This is a genomic window from Colwellia sp. 20A7 (genome assembly GCF_009832865.1).
GTDB lineage: Bacteria > Pseudomonadota > Gammaproteobacteria > Enterobacterales > Alteromonadaceae > Colwellia.
The window spans coordinates 3,360,956-3,374,920 of sequence record NZ_CP047130.1; the positions used below are offsets into that span (position 1 = coordinate 3,360,956).

9 protein-coding genes and 1 pseudogene are annotated in these 13,965 nt (G+C 35.7%); 7 read left to right on the plus strand and 3 right to left on the minus strand.

The annotated features are described in order from the left end of the window. The first annotated feature begins 267 nt into the window (after nucleotides 1-267). The 3 genes from GQS55_RS14515 (at nucleotide 268) to GQS55_RS14525 (ending at nucleotide 4,164) form a co-directional block, all read left to right on the plus strand. Nucleotides 268-609 carry a hypothetical protein gene (locus tag GQS55_RS14515; RefSeq protein WP_159821185.1) on the plus strand — a complete coding sequence of 114 codons (342 nt, stop codon included), beginning with the start codon at nucleotides 268-270 and terminating at the stop codon, nucleotides 607-609. 323 nt (nucleotides 610-932) lie between these two features. After that, complete coding sequence (locus tag GQS55_RS14520; protein ID WP_159821186.1) at nucleotides 933-3,674, plus strand: TonB-dependent receptor; 2,742 nt, start codon at nucleotides 933-935, stop codon at nucleotides 3,672-3,674. A gap of 190 nt (nucleotides 3,675-3,864) precedes the next feature. After that, nucleotides 3,865-4,164: a hypothetical protein gene (locus GQS55_RS14525; RefSeq protein WP_159821187.1), complete on the plus strand. Its 300-nt coding sequence runs from the start codon at nucleotides 3,865-3,867 to the stop codon at nucleotides 4,162-4,164. A gap of 177 nt (nucleotides 4,165-4,341) precedes the next feature. Here the strand turns inward: GQS55_RS14525 and GQS55_RS14530 are convergent, their stop codons facing one another. Then, a complete protein-coding gene (locus GQS55_RS14530; protein ID WP_159821188.1) occupies nucleotides 4,342-4,842 on the minus strand; it encodes a DUF1353 domain-containing protein in 501 nt (166 codons plus the stop codon). Nucleotides 4,843-4,969: 127 nt separating this feature from the next. Between GQS55_RS14530 and GQS55_RS14535 the strand changes: the two genes are divergently transcribed. The 3 genes and pseudogenes from GQS55_RS14535 to GQS55_RS14545 form a co-directional block, all read left to right on the plus strand. Beyond that, on the plus strand, nucleotides 4,970-6,316 hold the full coding sequence (locus GQS55_RS14535) for a magnesium transporter (protein ID WP_159821189.1): 1,347 nt from the start codon (nucleotides 4,970-4,972) through the stop codon (nucleotides 6,314-6,316). Nucleotides 6,317-6,368: 52 nt separating this feature from the next. Continuing rightward, nucleotides 6,369-7,331 (plus strand): zinc transporter ZntB, encoded by a 963-nt coding sequence (locus GQS55_RS14540; protein ID WP_159821190.1) that lies wholly within the window; start codon nucleotides 6,369-6,371, stop codon nucleotides 7,329-7,331. Nucleotides 7,332-7,658: 327 nt separating this feature from the next. After that, nucleotides 7,659-7,985 (plus strand): annotated as a pseudogene (locus GQS55_RS14545) (transposase); the annotation flags it as partial. Nucleotides 7,986-8,016: 31 nt separating this feature from the next. Here GQS55_RS14545 and GQS55_RS14550 read toward each other — a convergent pair. After that, nucleotides 8,017-9,185 (minus strand): IS3 family transposase gene (locus tag GQS55_RS14550; protein ID WP_159817992.1). Its coding sequence is split into 2 segments (ribosomal slippage): nucleotides 8,017-8,942 and nucleotides 8,942-9,185, totalling 1,170 coding nucleotides; the frame shifts between segments, so codons are not numbered across the junction. 291 nt (nucleotides 9,186-9,476) lie between these two features. On the opposite strand from GQS55_RS14550, the gene add reads away from it, so the two are divergent. After that, entirely contained in the window at nucleotides 9,477-10,487 is a 1,011-nt protein-coding gene (add, locus tag GQS55_RS14555; protein ID WP_159821191.1) for an adenosine deaminase, read from the plus strand. A 298-nt stretch (nucleotides 10,488-10,785) separates the two neighbouring features. On the opposite strand, the gene GQS55_RS14560 is transcribed toward add, so the two are convergent. Then, nucleotides 10,786-13,692 carry a TonB-dependent receptor gene (locus GQS55_RS14560; protein WP_159821192.1) on the minus strand — a complete coding sequence of 969 codons (2,907 nt, stop codon included), beginning with the start codon at nucleotides 13,690-13,692 and terminating at the stop codon, nucleotides 10,786-10,788. Nucleotides 13,693-13,965 lie beyond the last annotated feature (273 nt).

The following is a 13,965-nucleotide window of genomic DNA, read 5'->3' on the forward strand; positions in this document are numbered from 1 at the left end:
ACCAGTTGTTTTATTTTCATAAAACTTTATCAAACAAATAAACCTGTCTCCAAATAGAGACAACAAAACGTAAAAACAAACCTTAAAATACAATTAAAAACTTAAAAAACAGCAACTTAAAAAACTGGTACAGAGTATGCATACACCATATTCGAACACATAACCGAGAGTAAATAGTGCATATAAACTGATTTATTTAACTAGTTATGGATTTTATCGTAAATACGCATCGAGCGTTGCTCAACTACAATTAAAAAGGATATCAAAATGAAAAACATTAATTTATTCAAAGTTACTATGATGGTAATTACTGCTGCTCTTGCTTCTAATTTTGTAAATGCTGAAGATAAACTAAGTGCAACGATAGAAAATGCTCAACCTAAAATAGAACAACAGCTTAGCTTTCCTGCATTAATTGCTGAATTAGACGGCGATGCTAATGGCATGTTAAGTCAAGATGAAGTTGCTGTTTCTCACCTTACCTTCTTGCAAGAAGAATTTAATAATATCGATGCCAACCAAGATAGCCAAATTGAAGAAACTGAATTCAATAGTTTTATTGCTCAGTTGAAAAAGAAAGTATCAGATATGGCCAATGCTGAAGACTAGTATTTACTCGGCTGTTAATCACTAGTTTGATCTCTTAAGCCGGCTGTCCCCCTTTACAGCCGGCTTTTTTGATCATTTAGTGCGCTCTAACTAAAGCTAAATAATTGAACCAAATCTAAAAGTTACTCCACACTACACAAATGTAACGTTAATAGGCAAAACATTGATTGAATTTATCCCTAAGAGAATAGCAGCTCAATTATCCAATGGCACAATCTATGTAGCATCCTTTTTAAAACCAATAACTCAGCATTTAAAGCTTTATTTTATATTCGTCATTCGCCCCTTGCGAGCTCATTAGTAAATTATAAACGGAGATTCACATGAAAAAGCACTTCGCCAAAAAGACGCTAGCTTTAGCTATTATTGGCGCTCTCAGCTCTGTATCAATAACAACCTTAGCGCAAACTGATACAAATGAAGATGAAATAGAAACAATTGAAATTAAAGGCTTTCGCGGTAGCTTACTTCAAGCAAAAGACTTAAAACGAAATGCATTGGGTACGCAAGATTCAATTGTAGCTGAAGATATAGCCGACTTTCCAGATCTTAACCTTGCTGATGCATTGCAGCGTATTCCTGGTGTTGCCATTACTCGTGAAGGTGGTGAAGGCCGACAAATATCATTACGTGGCTTAGGCCCAGATTTTACCCAAGTACAGCTTAATGGAATGGAAGCATTAGGCACTTCATCTTCGGCTATGGATAGTCGTGGCTCAATCAGTCGCTCACGCGCTTTTGATTTTAACATTTTTGCTTCTGAATTATTCAACCGTGTTGATGTGAACAAGTCTTTCTCAGCCGATATGGATGAAGGTGGCATCGGTGGAACAGTTAATTTAGTAACCGCTAAACCTTTTGATTATGACGGCTTTAAAGGGGCGATTAGTGGTCAAATAGGACAAAATACTTTAGCCGATGGTACAAGCCCTAGAGTAGCAGCATTAATTTCGAATACGTGGGGAGATTTTGGTGCTTTAGCATCGGTCGCCTACAGCAAACGTAATACCAATGAACAAGGCTTTAATACCTACCGTTGGCGATTACAAAATGCAGATGGGTCAGATATTTCGGCTCTATCTCAGGAAGACCAAGATGCCGTTAACAGTGGTGACCTAAGATTTTCACGCGGTAGCCGTTACTCTTCATTTGAAAATGAACAAACCCGTATTGGTGCAACCGTTGCTTTACAGTATCGCCCTAGTAGTAACTTTAAAATAGGGTTTGATGGCTTATACGGTGTTTTGGATAACGACCGTAATGAATTTCACCTGCAAAGCAGAGGCTCAAGCTCTACTGCATTAGGCTGCACAGGTCCAAGTTATAGTAGTATCCAAGCGGAAGCTAACGCGCCTACTTGCTCAAGTTTGGTCGATATACAATATAATGCGGGTAACGAAGTAATTTATTCACGTTTTGAAAACGCAGCGATTCACTCAGAAAGTCGTCAACAAAATGCTGATACTACATTAACCCAAATGGTGTTAAATAGTGAATGGAACATCACCAATAGCTTCACTTTAAAAGCTTTAATTGGTCACTCTAATAGTGATTTTGATACTGGTAGCACTAAAGTCTACTTAGAATCATTTGGCGACCAAACAATTGATTATACCAAAGATAAATTCTATGGCGTTAACACCTATGGTTACGATGTAACTGACGTTAATGAATATCGTTATCACGAAATTGATCTAGAAGAAGATCAAATATCGAATAGTTTTGATCTTGCCAAGTTAGACACAGTTTATATGCTAGACACTGCAGGTACTATTACTGCAGGTATTTCTTTAAAAAACTTTAAAAATGAAGCATGGGAAAATAAAACTGAGAATATCTTGCGTACCGACTGGGAACAAGGAAATGTAAGCGATATTATTGATCCTAGTTTAACTTATACCTATACAGGCCATAACGAACAACAATGGTTAGCCGTTGACATACCAGGTGTATTAAATGCCTATGGCATAAATAGCAACTTACCTCAGGCCGACTACTCTAACCAAGTAGAAGAAGAAACGTTAGGTGCTTATCTACAATACGAATTTGGTGCTGATTTTTTTAATGGTTTTTTACGAGGCAATATAGGGGCACGATATTACAGTACAAATATTAGCTCGATAGGTTTAGTAAATAATGAACTTACTGAAGTAACTCAAGAATACTCTGGTGTATTGCCAACATTAAACCTTGCTTGGGAAGCCACTGATAATTTAGTGATACGAGCAAGTCTTGGAAAGAATGTCACACGTCCTTCGTTATCGGCATTAAATGCAACAGGAACGGTACAAAATGATCCTAACTCAACAAATGGCCTTAGCATTTCATCAGGTAATCCAGGACTAAAACCATTTGAATCAACCAATTTCGAAACCGCAATAGAATATTACTTTGATGAAGTTGGTTATGTATCTGTCGCCTACTTCACTAAATCAATTGATAATTTCATTGTTACCAATACAGCATCATTAGCGTATGGGAATACTGGTTATTCATTATCATTTTTAGGTGACGTTGACGCCAATGGCAATCCACAAACAGCAGATACTATGTATACCGTTATTCAGCCAATTAATACCGATAAAAGCGACATTAGCGGTTATGAAATGGCGTTTCAGCGAGATTTAGACTTCTTACCTGAGCCACTAAATAATATTGGTTTAATTGTTAATTACACTTATGCCGACGGCGAAGCCTTGTATCGAAACGTAGGTAACACTGGGATTGATGAATATAAACCATTTCCGGGACTATCTGAGCATTCAGGTAACTTTACCCTTTATTTTGAACAAGAGAGTTGGGGAGCACGTATTTCGGCTGCTTACCGCAGTGATTACATTTCAGATGTTTCTTCAAACAGTGATGAAGATGAGCGTGGTTTTCATGCAACCACCTATGTTGATTTCTCAGCCTTTTACAATATAACTGAACAACTAAAAGTAACCATTGAAGGCACTAACTTAACTGATGTAAAAGAAGAACAGTACAGTGATTCAGCTGATAGATTATACAACGCGACTGAAAACGGTCGTACTTTCTATTTAGGCGCCACCTACATATTTTAACAAAGAACAACGACAAACCAAGAGCAATGATGAAATGACTACTTTGTAAAATATTTTATAAAATACTTTGTAAAGTTAACCTAAGTAATCATTAGTTTGATTACGTTAGCTGACAGTATATGCTGTCAGCTAATGTTGGTTATCAATCAATAAAATTATAACTGCACACATATCAATAAGGGGTACAAAGATGAATGAGAGAATAAGTCGTCATATTAAAATCAACGATTGGATCTTCGAAGTGAAAATGGTTAAAGCTTTACGTGTTAAAAACTACGGCGACCCTTATAGTGCAGTAGCTAATATTAACTTAAATGGCAGTAGTGCATACGTCGATGGCATGATGCAAAAGAATTTACTACAAATAAGTACTAAAGATATCGCTGCTATTGAAAAATATTGTGACAAAATGTCAATTAACGACATAAAGTTTGATACAAATGAGAGAGATTTAAATACCGCTCAATTATTCACTTTACCTACAGGATAAGATTAAGCATGGTAAATCTAAACAAAGGTTAGTCGATAAAATTTCCTCTCAACGTTGGCTTTTGTCATATTGAGCCGTTTATAATAAATGGATAATTGCCGTCGTCCTAATTTTAACGTTAGGGGCAACCTCGATAATATCAAAGCTATTTCCAACTACTTTATATCTAGTTTATAACTATAAATTTAAATTTTTGTTTGCATTAACAGGAAATAATTCCTCTGACATCTTTCTTTGAAAAGTGAACCAATTTATCCAGCCAAAGCTAATACAAACAAGCCACATAAAATAATCAATCAATAATAATTCATTCCTTTCTATTCCAACATTACGTATTAATGCGGACCATTTATAAAAACCATTACCCGTTTTAAATTTATAAACACGATCACCCTGCTTTGCCCATAAATAATCATACGTAAAGCAAAAGTCATGCAATATAACCGGAATTAATAACAGTCCTGTTGGTGAAAAAAAGATCCATACGAGTGAAGGATATGAACTACCATCAAATACAAAGCCTTTAGGAATAATAATGACTCTTTTGTTTGGTAATACATAATGCCAATCTTCAACAAGCTGCCATTGTCTTTTTCTAAAAAGTAAACGCCACAGCTTAGAATAAAACGAAAAACGTTGTGTCTTTATTGCAAAGGGCTGTAATTTTGGCATTTCCATAAAATTTATCACATTATTAATAGTTAATAATGTAATTCTATAGTTAAATGTGTAATAGATTAAAACGTAAAATTTCACTTAGTTTAATTAAAAAAATTTGTTGAACAACGGCCTATTAGGAAAAGTAATGTCTTTAGAGTTATTACCTGAATATATTGAAAAAGTAGATGAGCTTTTTACTCATGAATTACCACTCAATGCACTTACCGTAGAAATTGAACGTGAATTGTTACCTGAAAATACTGCCATTTTACTCGAAGCGTTTCCAATAAAGCCTCGTTTAATGCTTTGGAAAGAACTTAGTAGTGAGTACCAGCAAAATATTTTCCTAGAAATGAAAAATGAATCTAGGCAAATGCTGTTAAATGCAATGGATGATGATGCCTGTCTGCCATTATTTGATAAGTTAGATGCAAATAGTTTACTTGAGCTTACCGAAGATTTGAGTGCGCGCTTTATTGAATACGCGATCTCTAAAATGACAGCAAAACAACGCGATCACTTCAAAAAAGCCCAAGATTATTCAGAAGAAGAAGTTGGCCATTGGCAAAGTTTCGATGAAAACAAAATATTCGCCAAACTAAAAGTATCAGCTGCTAAGAAAATCTGCTCAAAAAAACAAGTGGCTTGCAGTGAAGTTATTTATATTATTGATAATCAATCTGTTTTACTCGGTGAAGTAGCAATTAATAAATTACTGCTCTTAAATGATGAACAACCATTAGCCGAATTGATCGATGAAGAGTTTATTTTCTTAGATAGCACTAAGAATATGGATGAAGCAGCTGAAGCCGTTATTCTTTCAGGTAAATTAGCATTACCAGTTGTAGATGAAAATGGCTGTTTAACCGGTCGTTTAGACTTACATTCAGCATATAAATACAAAGAACAACAAACTGATAACCAGTTAATTCAGTCAGCCGGTTTAAGCGAAGAAGAAGATTTATTCTCTAGTGTTTGGTTAAGTAGTAAAAACCGTGCTATTTGGTTAGGGATTAATTTAGTAACCGCCTTTTTAGCTTCTTGGTTTATCGGATTATTTGAAGCCACCTTACAGCAAGTGGTTGCTTTAGCAGTACTTATGCCAGTAGTTGCGTCAATGGGAGGAATATCAGGTAGTCAAACATTAACGCTAATTATTAGGGGTTTAGCATTAGGACAAATAAGTGATGCAAATAGACAAGCAATCATCAATAAAGAGCTAAAAGTCGGTGCAATCAATGGCATACTCTGGGCAACAGTCATAGGTATAATTACTTTTTATTGGTTTTCAAATCCTATGTTGTCGGTCACCATTTGTCTCGCTATCTTAGGTAATATTCTGGTTGCTTCCCTATCTGGTGTTTGGATACCTTGGATATTAACTAAATTTAAAATTGATCCTGCTTTGTCTGGGGCTGTAATCTTAACTACCGTCACTGATATTTTTGGTTTTATCGCATTCTTAGGCTGCGGTACATTGTTATTGTTATAGAAATTCTATAGCAAATTATATTTTTGTTAGAGATAACAATTTTGAGGTAATTATGAGTCAAGCAGACTTTATTTATGGTTATTATTTTGATCAACGTAACCAAGACGACACTATTTCATCACTCGATACGTTAGAAAGTAATCGCCCTTACTGGTTGCATTTTGATTATACGAAAGACGAAACTAAACAATGGCTAGAACAGCAAGAGGATTTAAATCCTGTTGTTATTAGTGCTTTACTAAATGATGAAACACGCCCTAGAGCGACCATGCTTAATGACGGAGTATTACTATCATTAAGAGGCGTAAACCTAGCGCCAAATAGTGATCCTCAAGATATGGTATCTATCCGTATATGGTTTACTAAAAATAATATTATCAGTACACGTGCTCGTACTTTACTATCAACCAAAGATATAGCGACAAATTTTGATAACAATTGCGGCCCTAAAAGTGCGTCAGAATTTATCACTTTAATGACCGAAAATTTGATTGTAAGAATGAGTCAAACTCTTTATGAAATAGAAGATAATGTATCAGAAATAGAAGAGAACACTTTAGCAGCAAATAGTTATGATCTGCGAAATGAGCTCTCTGATTTACGAAGACAGATTATTTCCCTTAGACGTTATTTATCTCCTCAACGAGAAGCAATGACTCAATTAGTAAGCGATAAAATCACACTTTTTTCAAACGAAGAAAAAATACAATTACGAGAAACCTCTGATCATTTGACGCGCTACATTGAAGATTTAGACTCAATTAAAGACCGAGCAATTGTATGCCAAGAAGAGTTAAATAATAAATTGACCGAACAAATGAATAATAGAATGTTTGTGCTATCGGTTGTTGCCGCAATATTTCTTCCTTTAGGGTTTTTAACTGGTTTGTTAGGTATTAACGTTGGCGGTATACCTGGCTCTGAAAATACTTACGCATTTAGTATTTTTATTTTAATACTCATTGCTGTAGTTATTTTACAAGTATGGGTTTTCAAAAAGAAAAAATGGTTTTAGTTTATTTACCGGGGTTTGTATTCACAAACCTCTTGAATACCCCAGTAAAAAAACATGTAGCTATTATCACGCTTTAACCCCTAACATGTATTTATAAATTCAGTTGTTTCGAGTGACCGCTGTGGTGGCTCAGAAGCCAGTCACGTTGATATTCAATCAGGTTTGAGTGTATGACTCCTGCAAGCTCAGACTGTGTGAAAACTCAGTTTTGATCACCTTTTGGACTAAGTACACAATTGATATGATCAATCGGTCTTAGTAGGGGATCCAAGTCAACGATAAGATTTAGTATAATAAAGCGGTAAACCAACGCAGGAGATTACCGTAATGTCTCATCACATAAAAGGCCAATCAAGAACCCAAGCGACCCTGTTCCCTGAAGCGTTAGATGACTTTGTTACCGATGAAAATCCTGTAAGAGTCATTGATGCTTTTGTTGATAGTATAGACTTAGCTTCATTAGGATTTGAAAAAGTTAAAACCAAAGCAACTGGCCGCCCATGTTACCATCCAGCTATGATGCTCAAACTCTATATTTATGGTTATTTGAATCGTATCCAATCATCTCGACGATTAGAAAAAGAAACTCACCGCAATGTTGAATTAATGTGGCTTCTTGAGCGTTTAACCCCTGACTTTAAAACCATCGCAGACTGACCTGGTCAAGTAAATTCAGACACCCTAGTTAAGCTAATTTTTCTAACTCATTAATTTTCAATTCAAAATCATTAGGGCTTTGATACCCTAAGTAAGAGTGTAGTCGGTTACTGTTGTACCACATGGTTATGTAATTCATTATATCTTGTTGAGCTTCATAGCGTGTTTCATAATTTTTCCAGTGAACACGCTCTTGCTTTAGGCTGCCAAAGAAGCTTTCAGCAACGGCATTATCCCAACAGCAACCCTTTTTACTCATACTACCAATAAAGCCATTGTTATTGAGTAATTGTCTATACTGGTGACTTGCGTATTGAACACCTTGATCGGAATGAACAATAAGTCCTTTCTCAGGGCTTCTTTGCCAAATAGCCATTGTTAGTGCATCACAGACAAGTTGAGCTTTCATTCTCGACCCCATGCTCCAACCAACAACTTTACGAGAGTACAAGTCAATAACAACGGCTAAATAGAGCCAACCTTCTGCTGTCCAAATGTAAGTAATATCACCGACAAATGCTTGATTTGCTTGCTCTATGGTAAAGTTTTGTTCAAGTTCATTTTTATAAAGTGGCTTATTGTGAGCACTATTAGTAGTGACTTTATATTTCTTTTTATAGCGAACCCAAACATTTGCCTCTTTCATTAATTTGGCTACTTTCCATCGACTGATAGGAAAACTCAAAGCATTCAGTACCGCTTTAATACGCCTTTCGCCATAAGTATTGTCACTGAATTTGGCAATATCCTTTATTAACTCAATCATTTCTTGATGTGTTGCATTATTTGTTTTACTTGTATTACGTTTCTGATAACTATAATAATTATTAGTTTTCACGCCCAATACGCGGCACATTAATACCACTGACCAGATCTTCTTATGATGGGTAATAAACGAATATTTTACTTCGTTTCTTTTGCAAAGAAGACCGTCGCTTTTTTTAATATATCGCGCTCCATTTCTAGGCGTTTGACTTGCGCTTTTAATTGACGATTTTCTTCTTGATCGGGTGTCAGTTTTCCATTACCTCGAAAAGCTTGACCATCTTCATTTTCAGCTTCTTTGATCCAGCGGCCGAGCATTTGATTTCCAATCCCTAGATTCCTGCTAGCTTCAGAAATACTAATGTTTTGATCTCTGACTAAAGAGATAGCATCAAGTTTAAATTCCTTGGAATATTTTTTACGTGTTGTCATTTTCATTCTCCGGTTAAGTTCATTATTCCTTAACTGGGGTAGTCGAATCAATTAAACCACGTCACACTGTATGGTTATATTTTATGTCATCTTATGGTTTCAGCGACAACCATTTCACTTAAACATTAGTCCTAAATATCGCACTAACACTGTGCGCATAACCTTTTTAGTGCATTTATTCTCACACTAAACACCAATATAAACTAGCCGTACTCGCAACTAAAGCCTTGCGCTGTTGGTATCAAGTTTGCTTATTCATTACTAATTAAATCAATAGAGAGTAATGATTATATGCAACGTTTTATCGAAAACATGCCCAAAGCAGAATTACATGTACATATTGAAGGTACCCTAGAACCAGAATTGAGCTTTGCTTTGGCGAAGAAGAACAAAGTTGAATTAAGTTATGAAACACCTGAAGCATTAATTTCTGCTTACGATTTTAATGATTTACCTTCTTTTTTAACTATTTATTATGCTGGCATGAATGTATTGATAGAAGAAGATGATTTCTATCAATTAACATACGATTATTTAAATAAGGCTAGAAGCCAAGAAATTTTATATGTAGAAATATTCTTTGATCCTCAGGCGCATACAGTAAGAGGTGTCAGCTTTGATACGGTTATTACTGGTATACATAAAGCGCAAATTGATGCTGAAAGAGAGTTAGGTATTAAAAGTCAGCTAATTATGTGCTTTTTACGCGATATGAGCGCAGAATCTGCTATGCAGCATTTACTATTAGCAACACCTCACCTTGATTGGTTAATTGGTGTAGGGTTAGATTCTGATGAAAGGAATAACCCACCCAGTAAATTTTATGATGTGTTTTCTGAAGCTAAAAAGCTGGGTTTAAAACTCACGATGCATTGCGATGTAAATCAAAAAAATACTTTAGTGCATATCAAACAGTGTATTAATGAAGTAAAAGTTGACCGTATAGATCACGGCATTAATGCTCTAGAAAGTGAAGCGTTATGCAAACTCATTAAAGAAAATAAATTAGGCCTCACTGTCTGCCCCGTATCTAATCAATTTGTTGTGCAATCGCTCACGTCTGATGAAATTCATCAGATGCTTGAAAAGGATATCTTAGTAACAATTAATTCAGACGATCCGGCTTACTTTAGAGCCTATTTAAATGAGAACCTCATTAAACTTCAAAAGGAAGGAAGCTTTTCTCAAGATCAAATTGTTACCATGGTAGAAAATTCATTTAAAGTTGCCTGGTTAGATGACGAAATTAAAGGTAATTACTTAAATAAATTAAAACGTTACGTTAGTGAATACAAACAATAAACGGTACTTACGGTGAGTTTAAATAGTGAGAAATAAGAGTAGTATTACAACTAATTGGCAAATATTACTTGACCACTTCAGTCGAATAAAAATCTACAACAGCTTGATTGAAAAATTATTCTAGGTGGTTAAATAATGGCAAATCTTGATAATGTTTTTGCCATTATTACATATCATTTAATAAATTTGTGCTCTAACGCTGTGTATTCATACATTTAAAGTTATGCTGTAGTTGCATAGTGAAGTTGGATGGAACATTAGCAAGAAGCTCCATAACTTCTTGCTTATGTTATAGCTATTAGAATTTATATCTAACCCCCGCAGAATATTTTCTACCCCATTCAGCATAACCGCCTGAGCCTGGCATATTTGATAAGCCATTATAACCATGCCAATCTTCGTTTAAAATGTTATCTGCTTGTATAAAAGTTTCTAACCCTTCTGCCAAGTAAAACGTTGCAGAAGCTGAAGACCAAGTAGAAGAAGTAGCAGTACTTTTATACACACTTGGAGTACTACCCTCTTCATTTGTTATATTCAACGGGGACCAATGGCTCGAAATATAAGATTCTGTATGATATGCAGAGATACTTAGGCTCATAAAATCATCGTTATACATTAAATTAAGAGAATAGGTGGTATCAGGAATCCCTTCTAAAACACCTTCATTAAAACCATCAACAATTGATTCAGTATCAATATAAGTATAGTTAGATACGATACCAAAACCTGAGTCAAAAAAGTGTTGTAGTGAAAATTCATAACCAAGTACTTTTGCTTGGTCTAAGTTTTCAGGTTGATTAACACTGAATGAAACATCTTCAAAACCTTGTGGATCCCAAGGTTGAGGATTTAAAACACTATAGACAGGTTGATTTTCTCTATCGTTCAAATAAATATCTTGTCCTGATTGCACAAAGCCAGCAATGTCTTTTTGAAAGATAGCTGCTGAGACAGAAGAGCCTTCTTTGTAATACCACTCAACTGATATATCAGCTTGTTGCGCTGTTACAGGCGTTAAACCTGGGTTACCAAGCTTGTTAATTCTATAATCTCCCCACGTTGACGGCGAAGTATCTATTTGAGTAGACAACTGGTCAATCGAAGCTCTTGCCATTACTTCAGCATATGACAAGCGAACCACTAACTCTTCAGAAAGCTCAAACTGAAAGTTAACTGAAGGTAAAAGTTCATTGTATGTTTTGCTAATTGAAATAGGCGTTCTTTCGCCATGCACCACAATATGTGTCCATATATCAGCAGGTGCTTGATCGATGTAAGCAATAGGCCAATCCCAACCAGATGATGTTGTTTCAGTTTCAACATACCTAAGACCCACATTACCTGAAACAATGATTGAGTTGAATTCAGTTCTAAAATTACCTTGTAAATAAAGAGAAATAGTTTCTTCTTCAACAGCACCAGATAAATCAGAATTCCATGTAGGAAATAATCCGTCTGAATAACCTTCTTCATAAGGTAAACCTGTAACAGGGTTGATAATATTAGGATTACCATCAGCTGCCTTTACAGCTTCAAATGCTTTTTCTACATTGAAAGTAGCGAATTCACGAGGAAAATTGCCAACTGCATTATTTAAAAAATTGTCAAAAGGGAATGGTTCAACAACATCAGCACCAACATCAGCAAAGGAAAAAGGTGCACCACTGTATAATGACATTGTCGCTGCATTATCAAGTTGTGTTCGAGTTTTAGTACGTTTATTATAAACAGCTCCGTACTCAATACCTTCTAATACAGCCATATCTAAAAAGATTTCATGCCTTAGAGATGCACCAATCACTTCATCTTCTATATCGACACCTTCAAGTCGGGTAAAATGAGGACCAAATTGACCATTACCAACAAAGTCACTTACCTCTGAGATACCCGCCTCATTATCGTGAAAATCTATATCAATGCTTGGGATACCCGCGTCATTCAAAGTCATTCTTGCGGTAGTCGAATCGGCTATTCCAGGTATGGGTACTGCAACAACAAATCTATCTTTACCACCCGCTTCCCTTTTTGCATTAGACATATAAATATCACCAGACAAAATAGAATTATCGGTGATCGTATAAGTGGCATTTAAACCGACGTTGAATGTATCAACAACGCGATGCTCCTCTAACGTAACTAATTGAGGAACTAAATTATCAACAGTAACACCAACTACTTGTATACCATCAGGATTCAAGTCGGTTGTTGGCCCACCAAACTCAACATCTCTCCAATTAGAAGAATCTGGGAAATAATAAGATGCTGTATATCCTTTGACAGGCGTATCTAAACGTGTCCAAAGAGCATCAAAAACAACATCTAATTTATCACTAGGGCGGTATTGAAAAACACCAGACAAGGCGGTACGTTCTTTATTTTCTTCATACGCTGTATAAGCAATGGTTGAAGGGAAAACTAATTGTCTATCTGCAGGATCGTTTGTTTCTCCATCGCCGTTACGATCCCAGTTCCAATTATCAGCTGATGCCGCTCTGAAATTATTATCTGATAATGAATCGGTGCGAGTAGGGGTTCTACTATAAAGGCCAGAGAATAATACACCCATAGTATCATTAGCAAAAGTGTGTGTACCAACACCTGTCATTTTATAACCGTATTTTTCCGCCTGCTCACCATACTGTCCTGTCAGTGACGCCGATCCGTGGGTACCTTTATTATCGAAGGGTCTCGCTGTTTTCAAATTTATTGTGCCACCGATACTGCCTTCTAATTGGGACGCTGTAGCCGATTTAAAAACCCAAGCCTCTGAAATAACTTCTGAAGGTAATACATCAAAAGCAAATTCACGGCCACTTGAATCTGTTGCCATGATACGATCATTAATTGTAACGATACTGAATTCAGCACCTAAACCACGAATGTTGACGCCTTTACCCTCACCACCACTTGTTCTGTCAATAGAAACACCGGTGATATGTGATAATGAATCTGCAACATTAGCATCAGGAAAAGCGCCAAGCTCACTTGCTGTAATTCCGTCCATTATGGAATCGGCTTCGCGTTTATAGTCTAACGCTCTTATGAGTCCTGTTTTTGAGGATGTTACGGTAATAACTTCTACCTCACTTTCAGATAATTCTTCATTTTCAGCGGCATAGCTATTACTTGCAAAAAAAGCAACGCCGATAGCGATAGCTAATGTACTTTTTTTAAATCTATTTCTATTAAATGTATTATTCATAGTGCTCTCTTCCTTAAATATGCATGTTAATTTCAATATTTTTATATTTATAATCACTTTTATTTTATTTGTCTTGTGACACAAAAACATTAGCAAAAGCTTTTGAATCTTTCAAGATCTTTCGCATAAAAATTGTACAGTTTAAATTTTCATACCGATTAACCTCTATAAAAGTTTTCCAGAAAATGGGTAACTATCAGGTAAATTATGCCTAGTTAGCTTTTAACAATAATGTACTTACACCCAGCATAATTTAATTTTCCATAAGAAATA